Genomic DNA, 21,331 nt, shown 5'->3' on the forward strand with positions numbered 1-21,331 from the left:
CGATGATGAGCCGGGGTTACTCGCGGACGATTTCCAGGCCGTTGAGGAGCGTCAGTCCGGTCGTTGCCGACAGGTCGACCTGCAATGTGCCGTTCACTTTCACGCCGGTCACGTCGATGACGGTCGGAGCGATCGTGTTCGAGGCGGGTGTCGGGAGGTTGACTTCGATCTCTTTGCTGTCGTCTCCCGACGACAGTCGGATCTTCATCGCTGTGGCCGAGGGGGATTCGCGCAGGTCGCCGAAATGGAGACGGATGGTGTAGGTTGCGGCTTCGTCATCCTTCCCGAGAACCGGGATCGACAGAGACTGCAGCCCGCTGGCCCACGATTCATAGAGCCAGGGGGTCGGGGAGGTCACGTTGTGCCTGCCAATCGACCCGACAGCCTCAAAGCCGCCCTGTTTCGAAAACGCCGGCGCGATGTCGAGTTTCACTTCGAGGGAGGTTTCCCGGTACGGGAGCGGCCGGGGGTAAGCGAACCAGATTTTCCCGTCGGCATCTTTGCGATCTCCGGGAGCGCCCAGGTTGATGGCCAGATGCTTGACCGGCGTCAGGCTGCCGACGGCACTGTAGATCGTCCAGGGACGACGGGCCTCGCGCGGCTCGAGCACAATCGTGGAAGCGATCGAGAACTGGCAGACGCATCCCGCGCTTGCTTCAGGAATCATGACCAGGCCACCCGCCGCGATGGCATTGATCCAGCATCCCAGGCGATGGCCGCCGAAGTGCCGGATCCCTTCATCCTGATTCAGGTCGGCGAATGCCGTCGCACCCGATCGAAACAGCAGCATTCCTGAATCGCAGGCCGTGACCATTCCGCAATGATGTCCGGTCCGCATCATGCTCCAGGGAACGGGTTCCCCGGTAATCGGGTGAGGCCGCGTCAATTGTTCGCCGTTGGCGAGGTCGTAGATCCAGGGTTCGGCCAGGATCTGGTTGCCGATCACGATGGGGCGATTGCGGTAATTCGCATCCTTGGCCCAGAGCTTGTAGCCGTCGTCAGCCGAAAGGACGACGAGCCTGCGTCGGCTGAATTCGCCGTCGACGAACTGCTTCCAGTAGTGGCCGTTCGCATTTGCACCGCACAGGACCAGCTTTCCATCGGCGAACATCATGGTCAGCTTGCCGCCGCCGATCCCGATGTCACTGCAATCGGTGACGTCGACCGGATGAGCCCAGAGCTTCTCTCCCGAGTTGATGTTCACGGCCACCGCCATCCGGACGTCGGCCTTCTTCATTCGCTCTTCGGCGAGATCCCGCTCTTTGCCGGTGAGGGCGGCTAGGTTCGATTTGTCCTGCCGGAGGATGGCATCGCGCTCCTCGCTGGTGATCGAGCTGTCGATAAAGCAGACCTTGTCCGGGGCAATCGCCAGCGTGTGATGCGAAATTGTGTTGCCGTTGTACGACCAGGCGTGTTTCCCGGTTGCGAGTTCGATGGCGAAGATTGCGTCTGTCGAATCGTCGGTCACCCGGCCTCGTCGACGCGCCTGATCCGCGAGCTGCGGACGGAGCGTCGCCGCCCCGATCAGCATCCCCCCTTCGATGGCGACGAAGCCCCATTGATGCCGACCGTTGTTGCGGCTGGCCGGCAGTTCGTGCGTCGCCACGAGGCGGCCTGTCGCGGCATCGAGCTGCAGACACTTGCTGCCGACGAAGTGAAACACGCATCCGAGTCCGGCGGCGATATTGGCCGGATTCTGATTTTGAAAGACGCCGGTGCGGATGGCGCCGTCGTTGGTGTGGGTCCACAGGTGAACGCCGTTGTAGGCGTCGTAGGCCTGAATCGTGTTGTCACCCTGCACGATCAGCTTGCCGTCGATGGCAAGCGGGCCGACCGCTCCGTCGTGGCGGTTGACCATCTCACCCGGGCCCGGATCGCCATACCAGAGAACTCCGAGGTCTCCCTGCACCCGCTTGTCGGCGCTGACAGCGGTGTTGGCCGCATTTCCATATTGATGTGACCAGTCCCCAGCGCCGGGTAGTTTTCCGCGAACCAGTGTGGTCCACTCCGCCCTGCTTTCGACCTTTGATTCCGGATCGAGTCCGGTCTCGTTGATCACCTTCCGAGCGGTTTCGACCAACTCAGGCTTCGCGGTTTCCAGACAGAGGACTCCGCCGACTGGCTTCAGGTGGCGGGCGACCTGCTCTCCCGAGAAAGGAGCGCCCCCGGTGCGAATCGCGGTTTCCGAAACGATCAGGTTCGCAAAGAAGTTCGAATAGGGGATTTCGTCCAGCTTCCACGTGTGGATCGTAATCCGGTGACCGTAGAGTCCGGCCGCCTGAAGCGACTGACGGGCCCGCGCGGCCTTTTCGGGATTCGGCTCCACGCAGTAGATCTTGAGATCGCTGTGCGTCGCGAGTTCGTGAGCCAGCTGTCCTTCTTCCGCGCCAACGATCAGGCAGTAGCCCCGAGTGACTCCGGAGCTGGCAAGAATCTGCGCCGCGGCATTGCGGATAGCGGGATCGATGGTCGGCGTCTTCTTCCCGGAGGCAGCGAGCGTTTCGGCCACAGGCGTCGCCCCCCCGAAGGCGGCGACGACGCCGGCATCGGTGCTCACCAGGAGCGAGCCATTCGCAGCCGACAGGCCGCGGGCATCGCCTTCGACTTCGTGCGTCCAGACCTGCTCGCCGTTGTCCTTGCGGTAGGCCGTGACCTTTCCTTTCCCGCCGACAATCACATGCTCGGCGGTGACGATCAGCGAGGAGTCGTCGGGGGTCTCGACCTGCCAGTCAACTCCGGTCGTTTTCAGCGTCGCCAGTTCGTCCTGCAGCTTCTTCTTTTTTTCAGCGGCCGCCTTGCGCGCGTCGGCATCGCGTTCCTTGCCAAGCGTGGCCAGTTGAGCTTCGATGGCATGTCGCCGCCGACTGGCGGCCGCCGCCTTAGGACGATCGAGACGGGCCACATAGGCGCCAGTCGCGACATACGCCTGGTCGTTTTGGATCGCGAGCTGATGACCGTCCAGCCAGGCGAAGCCGACATCTCCCTTTGCTTCAGTCATCGCGAGGAAGTGGTGTTCGCCGCCGCTGTAAATCTGTCCGTCCGCCAGGACGGCGACCGTGCCGCCCACGACGCCGCCGGCGGTCGTGCGCCAGCTATGCGTCCGCTTGTGAAGCAGCGTGCCGGTTTTCAGATCGAAAGCGCCGGGCAGCGATCCTCCTGAGGGAACGAACAGCAGGTCCTCCTTCGCCAGGAGAGCCCCTTGCGGCGAAAGATCATTTCGTCCGGCATCCATCGAGCTGACCTGATCGACGCCCCAGACGCGCCGGCCGGTTTCGACATCGACGCCTTCCAGATAGACATCCTCGTGCGGGAAGATGCCCGCCCCGAAATACGCGACTCCACGATGAACAAGGACCCCGGTGCGGAGGGGCCACTTCGAGATCATTTCACCCCGGGCGAGCAGCCATTCATCCTGCGGCGCGACACGGTGCTCCCACTGGAGGGCTCCCGTAAGCTTGTCGACGCAGTACACGCGCCCGTCATCCGAGCCGAACAGAAGGCGGTTTCCGGCAACGGTCGGGGCCAGCCGCACCGGCCCACCGGTATAGAACGTCCAGAGCTCACGGCCGCTCGCGAGGTCGACGCAGTGGACCTGGTGGTCGACGGTCGAACCGAAGTAGACCTTGCCGTCCGAAGAGACGGTTCGGAAGGCGTCATCGAACCGGATACGGTGCGCAATCAGCTTGCCTTCCATCACGCGCCCCTCGGCGCTGGACCACGCGAGGCGTGGTGTTGCGGGGGCCTTAATCATCCAGCGAGAGTTCAGCGGCAGCGTGAGTGAATCGTCTGTCGAGGCGCTGCGTGAATTGTCACCGCGTTCGGTGGGCCAATCTGCGGCGACGCCTGAAGTCGCAAGTGACATCAGGAGGGACGAAACCGCGAACAGCGGGCGAAGCGTCAACATGGTCGGACACCTGGGGCGGGGCCCGCTCGCGCGGGTGGAAGGGCGTCAGCAGCGAGGTGCAGACTACCGACTTCCAGAAGGCATCGCGACAGTCGAGACAGCCGCTTTCGAAAGTCACGCAGGAACCGCGGCGGCGGCCGTCACGGACTTTGCCAGTTCTTCACGTTTTCTTCGCCGGCGAATCGTTCTTCGCCAGCGCCAGGCGGCGATCAGCAGGACCAGGCCGGACAGCAACCAGTATCTCCCCGGGCCATAGCTCACCCAGTAGATCGCGACCTTGACCAGTTCCGTGACGATCAGCTGCATCCCGGTATCAGTTTTCCACCAGTTGGCAGCATTGAAGTCGACCACCGGCGCCGAGACATAGAGGAACTGATCCGCGCGAGGCCCATAGATCGCCCGGAACGACATCCGTGCGCGGCGTGTATGGTAGAAGCTCGTCACGACAGCCACCCTGGCGTCCGGCTCCTGGTCCAGCACTTCCCTGGCGGCCATCGCGTCCTCGATCGTTCCGTCGCTCTTCATGGAGAGAACCTGGAATCGGTCGAGCGAGACTCCACGCCGGCTGATGGCTTTGGCCGCGATCTCGTGAACAGGCGACGCGAGGCCATCTTCCACGGACGGGGAGGCATGGTTCCGCGGCAACAGGATGTCGTCCGCCAGGCCTGCATTCACGAGGGCGGCCGCCACGAAAGGCCTGACGTCTTCGTCTCCGGGCAGCAGGACGACGTGGTCGACTTTTGTTGGCATCTGGCCGATATCGAGCCACCGCGCGACCGACTCCAGCCAACTCGCTGACATGGCGTTTCGCCCGGAGTCGACTGCCCTGCCTGCCTTGAGGGCCGTCTCGTACTCCTCGGGATCGAAGGGTGTCGGCTGGGCGGGGCTTCCACGGTGGATGGACGCAATGGCGAGGGAGACTCCTCCCAGGACGACGGCGCGGATCCCCCCGCGCGACTTCCACCAGTTCGTCGCATCGAACCGGCGATCAGTCAGCGGTTGAATGCCGAGTTGGGGGGCACGTGTCTTGAGGACGGCGTCGACCATGATCTTCAGTCGCCGAGTCTGGAATTCGTCGCAGAGGGCCGTGACCTGTTGCGGCGACCCTGGAACGAGCCAGCGGTCCAGAAGCTCGAGGGCCTCCCACTGATTGCGTGCCTCGCCCTGCAGCACGATCCGCTGTCCATCAGGGACTCCGCGGCGCGCCAATTCACGATGAAATTCGGCAATCCGGTCAGGAGCAATTCCCAGTTCTTCCAGGCGAGTCTTCGACATCTCCGGCTTGAGGATGAGCGGGCCCGGAATGTTCCGTACGGCGTTGGCGGCGTAGTTGTAGGCGCCGTCGCCGGACATCATGAACAGGGCATCCGGGTGGCTGTGGGCCGTCTCGACGATCAGCAGTCTTCCGATGCCGCGCAGAATGGGAACATGGAAGAGGAGGATCGCGGTGAAGAGAGCGAGGAGGCTCCAGCGGATCCAACGCCGTCGTCGTCGCCGCGGCGACAGGCTCGGCGTCATTGGATCCGATTTCGTGTGCCTGGGAGAGGCCATCAAAGATGGTTTGCTGGAAGGACGTAGTACTTCCTGCAAACTAGGAGATCGATGGAGTCTCCGAAAGCCCGAGAGTCTGGACGACGGCCTCTCGCTGATGCCGTCGTCCATTCCTGCCGGCGCAAAAAATGAGACCCGACGAACGCCCGAAACCGGACGGTCGCCGGGCCAGCCCGGCAAAAAAGGAAGTGGCCTGGATCCGCTGGTCGATTCCGGCATTGCTGCCGGAAGTCTTGCGACTCTGCCCGATCGATTCAGTGGCCTTTGGTACGTCCTCGCCCTGAATGCGAGAAACGTGCGAGACCTGCACCGCGAATCTCGGAAGTTTCTGCCCTGGGAGACGAAATTCCCGTGCTGCCAGACGGAGGCAGTGGTGAAAACTCTTTCAGGGAAATGGCTTAGACGATTTTGAATGGCTCGCGCATGGGTTTCGAAAAACCTCAGTTGGGCCTCATCTCGGGCGAATTTCCCAGTCCTTGCTGAGTCCTCGATTCCTCTGTGGCAGCAATCGCGTTGGACGAGGGAACGATCTGAGTGCCATATCGGTTGGCGTACACCTGCGTGAATTCCGCTCCGAAAAACACGATCTGCGCGGAGTAGTAGACCCAGACCAGCAGCACGATCAAGGACCCGGCCATTCCGTAGGACGATGCCATCGAGCTTCGGCCCAAGTACAGCCCCAGGGCGAACTTGCCGATCGCGAACAAGAGGGACGTGATCACTGCTCCGACCCAGACGTCCTTCCAGGCGATCTTTACGTCCGGGACCATCTTAAAGGTGACTGCAAAAATCCCTGTGATCACGACGAAACCCACTACGGTGTTTCCAATTGTGAAGAGCGAGTGGAGATCCCCACGACCGTGGCCGACGAAGGCGACGGTCGCAGAGAGGGCCGTGCTCATCGCCAGCGAGACGAGCAGTAAGAATGCACTTCCCATCACCATCGCGAATGAAAGGAAGCGGTCCCGGATCAATCCCCAGATTCCGCGTCCCGGACGGGGCTGCACTTCCCAAATGGTGTTCAGACTCTCCTGTAACTGTCCGAACACTCCCGACGCTCCGAAGAGGAGCGTGATGACGCCGAGGACGGCGGCGAGTGTCCCGGACTGTTCGTTGTCCGCATTCTCGATCATCGCCTGGAGGGCTTCGGCGCCCTGTTTACCGATGAGCGCCTGCCCCTGGCGTTCGATCTCTCCAGTGGCCGCGTCATCTCCGAAGAATAGGGCCGCCACGCGGAGAGAAATGACCAGCAGCGGCGCCATCGAGAGGGCGGTGTAGAACGCGAGCGCGGCTCCCAGACGCGGAACTTTATCTTCACTCCATTCCCGGCCGGTCTGCACCAGCAGGTCGCGCCATTCTCTCAGGTCCAGGTGTTTCATCTTCGCACGCGGATTCTCGGCTCCCTTGTCATGGCGATCGGAGAGGCTCGCAGACGTCGATCAACGTGCAATCGGTGTGCCCTGCGAAGAATGAAGAGGACAGGCCCATTTCCTGCCATTTCCCAAGCGCTCGAGAAGACGCCCGTCTGTCCTGCAGGCACTCACGCTGGATGTTGTTCGGGCAGCACCCGCGGCCTGGAGCGAATCCGAATCAGGACTGCTGCCGCGGAAGTTCCCGCGAGTCCATGATCGGGCGAGGCTCGTCGAGGGCAGCCCGAAGAACGTCGAGTGCATAGACGGCGGGGTCTGACGCCATCGACAGATTCACGATCCGTTCGCGGGGCCCGCCGGAACTCATCGAGAAAATGATCGCCGGGTCACCGGCCAGATCGTGCTGCGGTTCGACTTCGGGAAGGGCGGCGATACTTGCAGTGACCTCCGCGTTGGCGATGTCATCGAGCGCCGCGATCGGCAGCGGGCGTTGCCGGAGTCGTTTGAGCAGAGATCCGACGGACTCGCCAAGGGTGGGCAGGACGAAACCGGGGGCAATATCGGACCAGGGATCGAGCACGAACCGGCGATACCAGCAGTGCGGATGCGGCAACAGCAGTTCCGGGGTCGTCGAGATGTGGTCTCCGTAAGCGAGAAGGTCGAGGTCGAGCGTTCGCGGACCCCAGCGACCAGTTCGCCGCCGGCCGAAGTCATGCTCGATCTCATGGAGCCGCGCCAGGAACTCGTCGGCGGGAAGCTCCGTCGCGACGGCTGCGACCGCGTTGAGATAGGGGTTTGTCGAACGCGAGCCGACAGGAGTGGTGCTGAACAGACGGCTGCGGGTGATGATCCGGGTTTGCGGCAGCTTCGCGACGCGTTCTGCCGCCGCCCTGAACGTGTCTGCGACGTATCCGAGGTTCCCGCCAAATGCCACAAAGGAGCGCATCGCGGAAATGTAGCGGCTCGGTTGGCGCGTGGAGAGTCAACCCGGCGAAGTTCCGCGAGCGGCGATCAGGGCTCTTCGAGCCACTTCCAGGCGTCTTCGATCTGGGACGCGTCAAAATAGCGGATCGTGGCCATGGTGAACGGCGTGCAGACCTGGGCCATCCATTTTTCCCAGGTTTTCTCGCCGACGAGCGCGATGCGTTCGACCTTGGCGCAATGCGTCGTCGAGAATTTGATGTCGTCCCAGAGGGCGGCGGTGTCCCAGCCATGGAAATCATGGAACCAGGCCAGGATCCGCGCCTTTTCATGGGGTGCGATGGCCCCATCGATGTCCGGAACGAACGTCTTGTAGTCGGCGTCGTGAAGCTTCCCTGAGAGCTTGAACCCGATCACGCGTCCCGCGCTGCGCGAAAGCTTCTCAATCATGACACCGTCTCTCCGTCGTGAGGAAGTTCGAGGCGCTCACACAGTGCCAGAACGTCCCGGTCGTTGCAACGGTTCGATGGAGGCGTCCCCTGCGAAGCGTGAGGGGCCGCAGTTTCGCGCTACCAGGCCGAATTGAGCTTGTCGCCGCTGTCGTTAAACATCATTCGCGTGTTGTTGCCCAGCGCACCGATGGCGGCGATACAGACGGCAACGATCAAGGCCAGCATCACTGCGTATTCAACCGCCGTCGGGCCATCTTCTCGCCGGAGGAAGTTGAGGATGCGGCTCATGGTGCGGCAGGTCGGCTGGGGGAGACGGATGTTTCGGATTTGATGAACCCTACGCCTCAACAAGGCGCGGGGTCGCCGCAAAACGAGGAGGATTTCTCAATCGGCGGTTTGCCCACGTTCCAGGCCGAAGGCCGAACCGCCACAACCGGTACAACCCGCAGCGAAGTCTCCCGAGATCCTTTCGTCAATTCTTCCGCGGCCTGGGAACGCGCCCCCGCGATTTCGGAGAGGCGTCACCCCGTTTCCGCCCCTTCCCTCCGCCACTCCTGGCGAATCCCGGCCTGTTCTCGTCGCCTTCCTCGGGGGTGTAGGCATCGATTGCCAGCACTGGAACGTGCTGGCCGACCTGCTTCCTGAGTTCGACGACCCGATCACGAAGTTGCGCGGCTCGCTCGAATTCGAGGTTCTCAGCAGCCCGCAGCATCTCCGCTTCGAGTTCACCCAGGAATTCCTGGGTGATGTACTGGGTTTCCGATTTCAGGCCGGCCGCTTCCTGCACCACGCGTCGGGCTTCCAGTTCCTCCTCAATGCCACGACGAATTGCCTTGCGGATCGTTTCGGGCGTGATGCCGTGTTCGGCGTTGTATTTCAGTTGCAGGGAGCGGCGTCGATTCGTTTCTTCGATCGCTTTCTGCATACTGTCGGTTACCTGGTCGGCGTACAGGATCACCTCGGCATTCACATTCCGGGCAGCGCGTCCGATCGTCTGGATCAGGCTCGTGGCGCTCCTTAAGAAGCCTTCCTTGTCGGCATCCATGATGCAGACGAGCGATACTTCAGGCAGGTCGAGTCCTTCGCGGAGCAGGTTGACCCCGACAACCGCGTCGAACTTGTGCTCACGCAACTCGCGGAGAATCTCCCAGCGTTCAATCGCGTTCAGCTCCGAGTGCAGCCACTCGCACCGAACGCCCTCTTCCTTCAGGTAGTTGACGAGATCCTCGGAGAGACGCTTGGTCAGCGTGGTGACGAGGACCCGTTCTTCACGTTCCGCCCGGATACGGATCTGCTCCACGAGGTGTGGCACCTGGCCCCGCGCCGGGTGGATACTGATCACGGGATCGACGAGGCCCGTCGGACGGATGATCTGTTCGACGACTTCCCCTTCGGCCTTTTCCAGTTCCCAGTCGGCCGGAGTCGCGGTGACGTAGATGGCCTGCCCGCGACGTTCATTCCATTCCTCGAACTTGAGCGGACGGTTGTCGAGGGCCATCGGCAGCCGAAATCCGTGATCCACGAGGGTCGTTTTCCGCGCCTGGTCGCCATTGAACATCGCGCGCACCTGCGGGACGGTTGCGTGCGACTCGTCCACGAACAGCAGGAAGTCCTGCGGGAAGAAGTCGTACAGCGTGAACGGCGGCTCCCCTTTCTTCCGGCCGCCGAGCGCGCGACTGTAATTCTCGATGCCCGGGCAATACCCCAGTTCGCGCATCAGTTCGATGTCGTGCCGGGTCCGCGCGTGGAGCCGCTGTGCTTCGAGGAGCTTTCCTTCGGCCTTGAACTTCGCCAGCTGGTCCTCCAATTCGCTCTCGATCTCTCCCATGGCCGCATCAATGCGGCTCTGCGGCAGCACGAAGTGCTTGGCCGGGTAGACGTAGATCTCGTTGAGCGACTTCGATTCGGCATTCGTGACCGGATCGATGATCGACAGCTTGTCGACCTCGTCGCCCCAGAGTTCGATGCGGTAGGCGAACTCTTCGTAGGCGGGCCACACTTCGATGACGTCTCCCCGCACACGGAACTTTCCCCGCGAGGGCTCGAAATCATTCCTCTCGTACTGGATGTCGACCAGCTTCCGGAGCATCTCATCCCGGTCGATGGTCTGCCCGACGGTGATCGGGACCATCATTTCCAGGTAGTCCTTCGGCGAACCGAGGCCGTAAATGCACGAGACGCTGGCGACGACAATCACATCGCGCCGGCTGACGAGGGCGCTGGTCGCGAGCAGCCGGAGGCGGTCGATCTCCTCGTTGATCGAGGCGTCTTTCTCGATGTAGATGTCCCGCTGCGGAATGTAGGCCTCGGGCTGGTAGTAGTCGTAGTAGCTGACGAAGTAGCTGACCGCGTTGTTAGGAAAGAAATCGCGAAACTCGCCGTAGAGCTGCGCGGCGAGCGTCTTGTTGTGAGCCAGAACGAGCGCCGGCCTTTGCGCCTGGGCGATGACGTTCGCCATGGTGAACGTCTTGCCCGTTCCCGTCGCTCCAAGCAGAACCTGGTCGCGTTTCCCTTCCTTCAGGCCTCGGACGAGAGCCTCGATGGCCTGCGGCTGGTCTCCGGCCGGAGCGAATTGGGACGAGAGCTCGAAGGAAGGCATGGAGTTCTGGGCAATCGGGTTCAGCGAAAGTGCGGCAACTTCTGCAGCTGGATCGCAAGGCTCTCCGCCGGGGGAGTGGCTCAACTTCCCGATGCGAATCAGGAAACCGATAACCCCATTCTAGCTACCAGCGGAAAGCCCGTCCCGTTGCGAACGCCCTTCCCTCCGCCCTATGTCCTTCGCATTCCCCCTGTGTGAACAACTCTGTCCTTCGAAGAGAGGAGGCCGCCGCGCCGTTGCCGTTCTACTGGCATTGGCGAGTTTCGGTTGCCGGTCCGCCACGCACACCACCACCGGCGCGGCGACCGGAGCGGGTGTCGGGGCCCTTGCCGGAGCGGTCATCGGCAGCCGGGTGGGGAAGCCCCTTCAGGGGGCCGCGATCGCCGGCGCTGCAGGGGGCGTGATCGGAGGGACTGCCGGCGCCGCCCAGGATCTCCGTGAGCAGGAAGAAGAGCGCACCGCGGACGAACACTACCGGCAGACGCTCGAAATCGCCCTGAAGAATGAAGACGTCCTGCAGATGCTGGCAGATGGACAGTCGGAAGAAGTGATCCTCAATACGGTCGAGAAATCCTTTTCGTCTTTCGACCTCAACCCGACCGGCCTGTCGATCCTGAAAGCTGCGGGGGCCAGCGACCGCATCATCATCGCGATGCAGAACTCGCGCCGCGTCCGACGCCCTGTGACGCTGAAATCGGTTCGGTAGGCAGCCGACGACTCAATCCGACTTTGTTTTCTCATCCAGCACGAGCACCAGCGGATCGCGACTTTGAACGGTCACCGTTCGCGGTTCCATGTCGATGTGCACGATGTAATCGGTAATTGCGCGATCGGCCGCAGTTACGAGTTCAAACTCGCCTTTGGTCGAACTCGTCCCCTTCCCGTGGTGGATCGCGACCTCGAGCCCGATCACCTCGGCACCGGAGACCGGCGCGCCCGCCGTATCCACAAGCTGGCCGCGGATGCTACGAACGGGAGGGAGTTTGATCGGGGGGCATTCGACGACTTTCATCCCCGGAGCCGCGTTCGCCTCCACGCTTTCCCTGCACTCGACAATCTGGCCCCGAGAAATTGCCCGCAGTTCGCTGTTCCGGGCGAAGCTGGTCACGCTATAGCGGCCGGCGGAATCTGTTGCTGTCGTCTGCATGGCGAATCGCTGGCCGGCGGAGATCGTGACGGTCGCATCGGCGACCGGTTCGTTCGTTCCCTCGGTGACGACCGTCCCGCGAAAGATCGTGGTTGGCTCGGGCCCGAGGACGATGGTCGCCGTGTGCCCGGGGGAAACCGTTCGAGGCGCCGTGACAACGGCGTTGTCGAGGCGCCCCTCCCGGCGGGTCAAAACCGAGAGAGTCCCGGCGCCAATCGACGGCACAACAAACCGCCCGTCATCGCCCACGACGACCTCTGACTGGGAAAGGAGATCCGTAACGCGGTTGAGGATCGGCGTTGGTGAAGAGACATAGCTTGTCACCCGCAGCCGAAGCCCCGCGAACGCCTTCACGTTGTCGCCAACCGTCATTCCATCGAGACGTGCAGGAGCCCGCATTGGGATGGTGACCAGTGAGTCTACTTCGCGGGCTTCGGCCCCGATTTCGTCGTAGATTCCGAATTGCTCTGAGACGACCCGGAAACCGACACGCTCTCCCCGCCGGAAACAATTCACCCGATGCTCGCCATTCGCGTCCGTAATGCCGGACAGGCGGTCACACACTTTCCTGGGAAAATCGACCATCTGGCGTTCAGGATTCACGACGTGGAGTGGCTCCACGAGTTCGCCCGCCCTGGGTCGCTCGTCGGGATCGACGACGCAAAGGCGGAAGGGGGCTGGCGGTGACAGCCGCATTGCCGGAGGATTCGCGCCCTCGCGAAAATCGTATGCAGGGCTGATTGCCAGCGCATGGTCGCTGGCCACAACCCAGAGGAAGCCCCATTGGTCGGACTCAGGAGGCAGCTCTCGACCGTCGGGTGACGAGAGCTCGAACCGACCCTCGGCGTTCGTTTCCGCTTCAACCGTGAGTGTCGGCCGCCCATCTATGACATGGCCAGGCGACCAGCAGACCCATGCCCCGGCCACCGGCGTCTGTTCGGAATCGACCACCCGGCCGGCCACACGGAGCATCGCGGTGGGCGGAGAATGCCCGGGCGCGGGCGACGACTCAAGCCCTGCCACTGCCAGCCCGAGAAGGAATGTCCGCAAGAGACCACGCATCGGGTTCTCCCCCCGCAAAGCCCGGTCATCGCCTTGACCCGGCGAGTGAAGGGCGTCTGAATCGCGAAGGCGAATCGGGCTTCTGTTGCGGGACGCTCGGGCCGGCTTACAACGTTCCGTGGGACCGTCGCGGGGCGATGGCGATTGCCCCAATGGTTGCAATCAGCAACAGCGTTCCGGCGATTTCGATCGAGTACAGGTAGTGAGTGAACATCAGCTGCCCCAGCCCGCGCAGCGTTCCCACCTGTTCCGGCTGGCGGATGACGATTCCTTCGGGGACAACGGCCTCGTCGTCCGGCACGTCCTGCGCGACCGCGGCCTTCCTGGCGGCGATGCGAAGCTCCGGAGCACGCCCAGGTTCCAGGGGAAGTCCCTTGCTCAAGGCGAACAGCATTCCTCCAAGGAGGACGAATCCGGCGACCGTCGCCATGAACGGCTGACGGGCACGCTGGTCATAAACGGTGGCTCCGGCCTGCTGCGCGAGTGCGATCACGAACAGGAACGTCACGATGATCGCGCCTGCGTAGACAATGATCGTCGCCGCCGCGAGAAACGGGGCCGACTGCATCAGGAACAACCCGCACACGCTCAGCGTGACGACGGCGAACCACAATGCGGCGTAGACAGGATTGCGGTTCGTGACCATCAGGACTGCGGCAGTGACTGCCGAAAGCCCGAACAGCGCCGTGATGAACCGCGAGACGTTGGCATCCATCGCGGGGCTGAGGCGTCCGGCAAGAATGGCGAACGCCGCGATTCCGAGAAATGCAGCCACGATCTTCGGCCGGGCGGCAGCAGAGGTCGGCAACAGCCACCACACTGCGGCGGCGCCCAGGATGAGCGGCAGGATCAGCTGCCAGGAATCCAGAATTGCGGTCATGAACCAGGGTTCCGCGCGGGGGCGCGGCAAGTAGCGAAAACGAACGCAGGCTCCCGATCGGCCATCGGCCGCGCGGGCGCATGGAAGCAGGTCAGCTGCGGACGATAGAGGATCACCCGGGAGTCGTCGAGGACGCGGGAGGAATCGTGGCTGACCGAATGGATCACCGCGCGAATCAATGTCGAAGGTGGAGCGGCGGATCGTTGCTGCAAGTTTGTCGCTGGCGGCGCGAAGAACGTACAATCTGGGGGCGTCGTGAAACGGCAGGAAATGCCGTGACGTCTTCTTGTCGGGCGCGCAGAAACGCCGGATAATCGACCGCGGCAACGAAATCGCCGGAGACTGCTGAGAATCCGCATGACACAGCAGGGTGTGAACAGCATGGACCGCGTGCAGGAGATGCTGCGGGACTCCACGGCGTGGTGGATTGGCCTGATAGTTGCGATCGTGATTCTGGCGTTGGTCGTCGTCAAGATCCGAGCCTTGTTTTGGGATGATGAGGATCCTGCGGGCGACGTCCAGCTATTAGTGGAAGGAGCCGAGGAAATGCGCCGCACGGGTGCGCTCACCGAGGCGGAATTCCGATCCATCCAGAGTCGCGCTGCACGACGTGCGGTGGAAGCCACCCTGACGCAAAGGGGGCAGACACTGCCGGCGGGCAAAGCGACTTCGACGGAACGGTCGGAACAGTGGGGCAACACCCAGACGGGCGCGCCGGGAGATGAACCGGCCGCCGGGTGAGGCCCGAACCAGCGTGAGCTGCCGGTTGGCGGTTCATGCTGCCGGAACAGAGGTCGCAACAGGCGTCCTCCACTTTTCCGGACCAAAGCGGCAGGAAGGCTGCGAACTACGCGAAGCGTGGAATCGTCGTCATCCGGCCAACCCGTGAATCGGACACTGTTTCACGACGATTCATGACTGACTTCTCCGCCTGCCGAATCAGGGAAGCGGCAACGGAACAGACCGTAGATCGGAACCTGCTGGTCGATCGACCGCTGTGAAGGATACTGCATGCCCTCGGAGAAAGACTTCACCCCCGGCAAGAAAAGCTCGACGGGGAAGAAGAACGCCAACTGCTCTTTCTGCGGAAAGAGCTATCGCGATGTCGGGCCCCTCGTCGAAGGGCCTGGCGACGTGTACATCTGCGGCGAGTGTATCGATCTGTGCCAGTCGATCCTCGAACAGGAACGGAAACGCCGCGGCGATTCCAAGAAACTGTTCAACCGCATCCCGACGCCGCGCGAAATCGTCGCGCACATGGACAAGTACGTCGTCGGGCAGGGGCGATCCAAGAAAACGCTCGCCGTCGCGGTGCACAACCACTACAAGCGGCTGCAGTTCTCTGAAGAACGCAACGGCGACGTGGAAATTGAAAAGTCCAACGTCCTGTTCATCGGTCCGACCGGCTCCGGCAAGACCCTGATGGCCAAGACGATCGCCAAGCTCCTCCAGGTGCCGTTCGCGATCGGCGACGCGACCACCCTGACGGAAGCCGGCTACGTTGGCGAAGACGTCGAGAACCTCCTGCTGAAACTGCTGCATGCAGCCGACTTCGATATCGAAGCCGCCCAGCGGGGAATCATCTTCATCGACGAAATCGACAAGATCGGAAAAACCAGCCACAACGTCTCCATCACCCGCGACGTGTCGGGCGAAGGCGTTCAGCAGTCCCTGCTGAAAATGCTGGAAGGGACCGTTTCCAACGTGCCTCCCCAGGGGGGCCGGAAGCATCCCGAGCAGCAGTACATCCAGGTCGACACCACGAACATCCTCTTCATCTGCGGCGGAACCTTCGCCGGCATCGAAGAGATCGTCGGCAAGCGACTGGGACGGAAGATGATCGGGTTCGGCAACGACCCGTCGGTTCTGGCCGAACGCCGCGGCGAATTGCTGTCCCAGGTCACTGTGGATGACGTGCTCGATTATGGCATGATTCCCGAACTTGTCGGGCGTCTGCCGGTCATCAGCACGCTGTCGCCGCTCAGCGAGGACGACCTCGTCCACGTCCTGACCGAGCCGAAGAACGCCCTTGTCAAGCAGTTCCAGAAGTACTTCGAGCTGGAAGGGGCCGAACTCGAGTTCTCGCCGAACGCCCTTCGGGAAGTCGCCCGGATCGCCAAGCAGAAGGAAACCGGAGCCCGCGGACTGCGGTCGGTGATCGAAGAAGTGATGTTCGAGCTGATGTACGAACTGCCGGACCGGCAGCGCGGCCAGCGGTACGTCATCACGCCGGAAGTCGTCCGCGGCGAGACCAAGCTTCTCGCCGGCGAAGGCTCGGCCGCGGCCTGATTCGAGTCTCTTCAAATCCAAAAGCCCAGGGGGCACAACCCCTGGGCTTTTTTTGTTTCCAGGCGGTGAGGGACGCTCAAGGAATTGCCGGCTGGACTTCCAGCTCCACGCGAGAAAACATCGTCTGGTCTTCGAAACGCACCTCGACAGCGAGCCCCTTCACCCACTTCAGCAGTTTCGGGTCATAACTCGCCGGAACCTCATGCAGGTGGCTCAGGGAAAGCCGTTCAAAGAATGGAGTTTCTTTCCAGGGCTCTTTCGGAGCGGGCCACGCTGTCGAATACCAGGGCTGGTGCGTCGAAAACTGGTAGTCCGGCGGATCGCGGCGGTACTCGCCCCCCAGCGGACAGACGAGATTGGCCCCCAGCACCTCTGCAGCGGCCGACAGTGCGCCGGCCTCTTCCACCTTGAACTGTGTGGTGTAGGAATTGAGCGACCGCGCATTGGCGCGCGATGCCTCCCTCTCCAGTTGGTACAGACCGGCCCTCAGGAGCGTCGCCAACTTCGATTGGCCGAGATCGCCAATTTTCAAACGCAGCTGCGCCGGCCGCTCGCCTTCAGAAATGGACAACCCGGGAGTCAGCTCCTTTAGCGCCTGCTCCCGGAACGAGGCCGCCCACCACTCCTTCCACTCGCGGCCATAGTCCAGGCCGAACCGTCGGGCCGGCTCGGGATTCAACGCATCGGGACTGCTGAAATAGCCGTCCGCGGACTTCTCTCCCTTCAGGTCCAGAAGATCGCGATAGGCGTTTCCGTACTCACCCAGAAACAGCGGGGGCCGTTCCTCAGTCGCCCGGTCGGCCACGCCCCGGCCGTTCTCAAAGCGATGTTCGATTTCACAATCGAACACTCCGGCGAACACCTGCGATTTGCTGCCGACCTGCAGCAAGGCAAGCACCTCCGGACCGGCCGTGATCTCCTGACGACTGGCCGGCGGGAGAAAACCGGCCAGCGCGCCCAGGTTCTGGCGTGTGAACGGGGTGATGGACACATCGAGCACGATTCTTTCTCGCCCCTCCCTGGTGGCCTGCCGTGTGAGGCTCATCGAGATCGGATCCATTCGGCGGTACAGCGCCTGATATGACTGGGAGAATCTCTGGTACGCTTCAACCTCCGACTTCGTAAAGGCTTCGACATGGACATCCGCCACGGGCAGAAACGTCCGGCGGGCGCCGCGCAGCGAGTCCACCGTCTTCCCGTCCACGAGCAGCGGAATCGTCTCATCCGCCCGCTTGCCGAATTTGGCCGGCAGGAATCCGCCCGCCACAAGCTCGTCGACGGAGCCATGCGCCGCCGCTTCTCCCATGGCGGCCAGCCGGGCCAGGGCGACGAGCTCCACATCCGCTTCCGCCTTCATTCGGCGCGTCATTTCCACGCGGTAGGCCGGGCTCACCAGTTGGCGGATGAACGGGTCAGACAGATAGGCCAGGATTGGATTTTCCTTGCCGGTCGAGTGTTTGGTCCGGGCGTACTGGAACTCGCGCAGGTCTGACAGCCGCCCGACGCCCTTGCCGGTGGCGACGAACCGCCGGGCCAGCGTCGACGAGTTCGTCACAAAGTGAAAGCCTCCATCCGCGACATAGTACGAACGGATGACATTGCCTGGAGACGTCAACACCGAGACCGGGACGCCCTCCATGTCGAGAGCCTGTTCCGTGACGCCGGCCTGCTGCTTCACGGCGAGTCTCTGGGCCTTGATCGCCGCGGCCAGAATTCCCGGCTGTTTCTCCTGGAACAGGACGCCGATCGAAGCCCCTTCCCGCACGAACGTGTCCGTCCCGATCACCGCCATGTCGCTGATCGCCGCTCCTCCCAGCAGTTTGCCCAGTTCACTGTCCTTCAGGACGAGCTGCCGTTCCAGTCTGCCGGCGATGTCGTAGTCGACGCTCCGAACGGCCACGATCTCGCGGAGATTTCCTCCCCATTCGTTCATGGTGTCCCGGAACCAGCGGTAGTTCCCATAGCTGCCAAACCGGAGATAGAAACAGGCTTCGGGAACCCGCGAGGCGAGCGGTTCGACCTCCCCCGCCACGAACTCCGGCACCTCAATCGCCGGTGGCAGCGCCGCTGCAGGCAGCGGCTGGTCCGCCGGCTCCGGCGCGTCCCCGTTGTCCAGCATGCGGTCGGCCTGCATGGCGAGTCGCATTTCTTCAAAGCCCAGGAACGAACCGAGCATCTCGTCCTGGGGCCACGACGTTCCAGACCGCGGCGCGGGCGGGGTCAGTCCCAGCCGCCGGGCCAGCATGTGAGTCGTGTAGTTCTCGACGATCGGCATGTTCGCCATGCCACTGGCTGAGCGCTGGTACTGCGACCACCAGCGTGCAAGCAGGGCGTCTTTCCCTTTTGCATCGTGGACCACCGTCAGTTCGTGGTCCGTCGTCTTTCGGCCGTCGCTGAATTTGACCTTCAGCGGAGTATCTCCCTTGAACAGAAAGTACGCCCCACGTGCCGAGAGCGCGTTCGGGTCGGTTGAGCCGGGAATCGATTCCCTGAAGTAGCAGGGATAGAACACCCGGCCGTCCGTGCCTTCCACCATCCACGTGACATCCGAGGGTTGCGATTCGGGACGGTTGCCTCGCACGGGGACCCGCACCATTCCAATGCCGAAGGGGTTCCCGCTGAAGCCCCTGGCTTCGATCGCGTCCTCCGCTGTGGTGAGAGGAGCCCAAACCACCGCCGCCAGCACGGCGGCGACGAACCGAAGAGGGAAACCCATGGGTCTTGACTCCTTAAGACGCTTGAAGCGGGACATCCGTGTCTGCGGGCGGCATTGAGCGGACTTTATCACGCGAGATTGTGTGAGGGCACGTGCACGGCCAGCCGCCAGGGTGCACGCCCGTCGAACCGAAATCTCCTCAGGTGGTTCGTTTCACGAAGAAAATGGGCAAATCAGCCGTTGGCACCTGAGTTGCGTAGACTTGGTTTTGTGGTCGGGCCGGCCCTCAGGATGACACTGTCGATGACCGACCAGAACCCGAAGAAAGAGTGGGGCTTGTGTGTTGATTGTCAGAACTGGCAGATCGAACTCAATGCCATTGCGACGCATCAAACCGCGGGCCTGTGTCTCGCAGCGGCACTTCGGCCATTCCGCCTGCGGGTGACTGGCAATAGCGGGTGCCAGGAATTCCATCGCGGTCCAACAGCACGGGGGGCGGGGAGCAACCTCAAACCGCCGCCGATTCCCGGCAACGTTCCGCCGTCCGGCCCTCCGGCCGCTACGTAGTTTCCAGTCACCCATTCAGGTCGAGTTCGGCCGTGATCGCCTCTCGCTCAGGAGCCGGCGCGGCGCCACTCTTCGATTCGCTTCTGCGCCTTGTCGTACTCGGCCCGGCGCGGTGCGTTGACCACACAGCGGAACCCGGTGTGAAACGTTCCCGAGTTGAACTCGGCCGCCATGCGGGCCGCGCAGCGATAGCCGGTGCAGCTGTTCGTGTTGCAGAGGAATGAGCCGCCTCGCGTCACGCGCTTGATGATGTGCGGCTCGCGGGAATCGTGGCTCTTGTCCGGGCCCTGCGGATTGCGTTTCGGGCTGACGGCGTAGTACCCGTCATCAAAGTAATCGGCGCACCATTCCCAGACGTTTCCCGACATCTCGTACAGGCCATAGCCGTTCGGCGGGAACGACTTCGAGGCGGCCGTGGCCTGATGCCCATCCAGGTTCAGCCGTTCGGCGGGGAATGCCCCCTGCCAGTAGTTGCACTGATACTTCCCGCCTGGCTCCCGCTCTCTACCCCAAGGATATTTCTCATTCTGGCGGCCGCCGCGAGCGGCATATTCCCATTGGGCTTCCGTCGGCAGTTCCTTGCCGGCCCAGTTGCAGTAAGCCACGGCGTCTTCCCAGGACACATGAACGACCGGGTGGTCCATACGGTCTTCGATGGAGCTGTCCGGGCCGTCGGGATGCCGCCAGTTGGCGCCGTCGACATACTTCCAGACTTCATACTCCCAGAGGGGAGCCTGCTCCTTCTGAAGGATCAGCGCCTTTCCACTGAACGCCGGGTTGAAACACATCGAACCCGGCTTGATGGTCTTGTCCGTGAACAGCGTCGCGTCAACGCCACTCCTGGCCAGTTCTTCCGGGGTGACCTCTTTTTCGGCGAACGTCACATAGTTCGTCATCCTCACGAATTCCTCGAACTGCCGATTGGTCACCTCAACGGTATCCATCCAATAGCCGTCGAGTGCGACGTCGTGGGCGGGAAATTCATCCGCCTTGACGCGATCGGGATTGCCCTGCGCGGGGATTTCCGACCCCATGCGGAACTCCCCGCCGGGGATCCATGCCATTCCGTCCGGCGTCGCCGATGGTTCCTGCACGATCAACGGCGATTCCGATGTCGCGGCAGATTCGACCGCGGGACGCGACCGCCGTGGGCGAGTGTCCATCGGGACAAACACCGCGGCCGCAAGCAGGCTTGCGCAGCTCAATCCAACCAGGCCCCAGATGATGCCGCCCTTCAATTCACAATCTCCCGAGGTTTAAGACGCATCGATCCGTGCCGGTGACTCAGTGTCCGCAGCCGCAGGTTCCACAGCCGCCGCCACCTGATTCTTTCGCAACCAGTCCCGTTGCCGACACTGGCTGAACTTCCACGATCCCCAGGCCTTCGGCCGCTGCCTGGATGGCCAGCCGTGTGCATTCCGGGCCGCGGTCGTTCAGGACATACAGAATCAGCTTTTCGCGATCGAGCGTCCATTCGAGATCGATGAGCTGGAGATCGAGTTTCCAGTCGCAGATGCGCTGATTCCAGGCGTCAAATTCGTCGCCTGCGCGTGTCGCCAGTCCGGTGAATTCAAACTGATCCTGGGGGGTGGCTTCCCGCACGACGACGAAATCGGACTCGACCTGGCTCGCGCCGGGCGACGGTTTCAAGGTTTCCAGAACCGTCGCCAGTTCGAGGCCGCGGTGGGTGCGGACAACGACCTGCTCTCCGCGCTCGCGGCGGTCGTCGGCGACGACTTTCGCGACTTCAGGGATTCGCCCGTAGCGGACGAGGACATTCACGGGCATCGGCGCACCTGGAACCTGGAACTTCAGTGACTTCATTCTACCGCCCGCGTCCCGAAAGTCGCGTCGGGGTGGGGGTTTCCGGTCGGGCATTCCCCGAATGGCCGTTGCTGTTTCCGTGTGTGGATGGCCCCGGCTCCGATTGTCC

The 21,331-nt window shown here is 62.6% G+C and carries 15 protein-coding genes; 3 read left to right on the plus strand and 12 right to left on the minus strand.

Annotation, left to right across the window (positions count from 1 at the left end):
* Window positions 1-16: 16 nt before the first annotated feature.
* The 7 genes from Pan44_RS19510 to uvrB form a co-directional block, all read right to left on the minus strand.
* Window positions 17-3,904: a PQQ-like beta-propeller repeat protein gene (locus Pan44_RS19510; RefSeq protein WP_145032559.1), complete on the minus strand. Its 3,888-nt coding sequence runs from the start codon at window positions 3,902-3,904 to the stop codon at window positions 17-19.
* Window positions 3,905-4,018: 114 nt separating this feature from the next.
* Entirely contained in the window at window positions 4,019-5,422 is a 1,404-nt protein-coding gene (locus tag Pan44_RS19515; RefSeq protein ID WP_197453491.1) for a YdcF family protein, read from the minus strand.
* A 473-nt stretch (window positions 5,423-5,895) separates the two neighbouring features.
* A complete protein-coding gene (locus Pan44_RS19520; RefSeq protein WP_145032566.1) occupies window positions 5,896-6,834 on the minus strand; it encodes a YihY/virulence factor BrkB family protein in 939 nt (312 codons plus the stop codon).
* A 211-nt stretch (window positions 6,835-7,045) separates the two neighbouring features.
* Window positions 7,046-7,771 carry a 2-amino-4-hydroxy-6-hydroxymethyldihydropteridine diphosphokinase gene (gene folK / locus Pan44_RS19525; protein WP_145032570.1) on the minus strand — a complete coding sequence of 242 codons (726 nt, stop codon included), beginning with the start codon at window positions 7,769-7,771 and terminating at the stop codon, window positions 7,046-7,048.
* A gap of 65 nt (window positions 7,772-7,836) precedes the next feature.
* A complete protein-coding gene (locus Pan44_RS19530) occupies window positions 7,837-8,196 on the minus strand; it encodes a SpoIIAA family protein (protein WP_145032573.1) in 360 nt (119 codons plus the stop codon).
* A gap of 119 nt (window positions 8,197-8,315) precedes the next feature.
* On the minus strand, window positions 8,316-8,486 hold the full coding sequence (locus Pan44_RS19535) for a Flp family type IVb pilin (protein ID WP_145032576.1): 171 nt from the start codon (window positions 8,484-8,486) through the stop codon (window positions 8,316-8,318).
* A gap of 184 nt (window positions 8,487-8,670) precedes the next feature.
* Window positions 8,671-10,797 (minus strand): excinuclease ABC subunit UvrB, encoded by a 2,127-nt coding sequence (gene uvrB, locus Pan44_RS19540; RefSeq protein WP_145032579.1) that lies wholly within the window; start codon window positions 10,795-10,797, stop codon window positions 8,671-8,673.
* Window positions 10,798-10,969: 172 nt separating this feature from the next.
* Between uvrB and Pan44_RS28170 the strand changes: the two genes are divergently transcribed.
* Entirely contained in the window at window positions 10,970-11,503 is a 534-nt protein-coding gene (locus Pan44_RS28170; protein WP_145032582.1) for a hypothetical protein, read from the plus strand.
* Window positions 11,504-11,515: 12 nt separating this feature from the next.
* Here the strand turns inward: Pan44_RS28170 and Pan44_RS19550 are convergent, their stop codons facing one another.
* Entirely contained in the window at window positions 11,516-13,006 is a 1,491-nt protein-coding gene (locus Pan44_RS19550; RefSeq protein ID WP_145032585.1) for a carboxypeptidase-like regulatory domain-containing protein, read from the minus strand.
* A 106-nt stretch (window positions 13,007-13,112) separates the two neighbouring features.
* Window positions 13,113-13,886 (minus strand): NADH-quinone oxidoreductase subunit J family protein, encoded by a 774-nt coding sequence (locus tag Pan44_RS19555; protein ID WP_145032587.1) that lies wholly within the window; start codon window positions 13,884-13,886, stop codon window positions 13,113-13,115.
* Between the two features lie 381 nt (window positions 13,887-14,267).
* On the opposite strand from Pan44_RS19555, the gene Pan44_RS19560 reads away from it, so the two are divergent.
* Both Pan44_RS19560 and clpX read left to right on the plus strand, forming a co-directional pair.
* Window positions 14,268-14,627, plus strand: coding sequence for a hypothetical protein (locus Pan44_RS19560; RefSeq protein ID WP_145032589.1), 360 nt, complete (start codon window positions 14,268-14,270; stop codon window positions 14,625-14,627).
* 270 nt (window positions 14,628-14,897) lie between these two features.
* Complete coding sequence (gene clpX / locus Pan44_RS19565; protein ID WP_145032592.1) at window positions 14,898-16,175, plus strand: ATP-dependent Clp protease ATP-binding subunit ClpX; 1,278 nt, start codon at window positions 14,898-14,900, stop codon at window positions 16,173-16,175.
* Window positions 16,176-16,251: 76 nt separating this feature from the next.
* Here the strand turns inward: clpX and Pan44_RS19570 are convergent, their stop codons facing one another.
* From Pan44_RS19570 to Pan44_RS19580, 3 genes are all read right to left on the minus strand, one after another.
* The gene (locus Pan44_RS19570; RefSeq protein WP_145032595.1) at window positions 16,252-18,891 is read right to left on the minus strand and encodes a hypothetical protein; all 2,640 of its coding nucleotides are present in this window, start codon (window positions 18,889-18,891) and stop codon (window positions 16,252-16,254) included.
* A 554-nt stretch (window positions 18,892-19,445) separates the two neighbouring features.
* Window positions 19,446-20,561 (minus strand): formylglycine-generating enzyme family protein, encoded by a 1,116-nt coding sequence (locus tag Pan44_RS19575; RefSeq protein ID WP_145032598.1) that lies wholly within the window; start codon window positions 20,559-20,561, stop codon window positions 19,446-19,448.
* 121 nt (window positions 20,562-20,682) lie between these two features.
* Window positions 20,683-21,222 (minus strand): hypothetical protein, encoded by a 540-nt coding sequence (locus tag Pan44_RS19580; protein ID WP_145032601.1) that lies wholly within the window; start codon window positions 21,220-21,222, stop codon window positions 20,683-20,685.
* Between the last annotated feature and the right edge of the window lie 109 nt (window positions 21,223-21,331).

It is taken from the genome of Caulifigura coniformis, from assembly GCF_007745175.1.
In the GTDB taxonomy this organism is placed as follows: domain Bacteria; phylum Planctomycetota; class Planctomycetia; order Planctomycetales; family Planctomycetaceae; genus Caulifigura; species Caulifigura coniformis.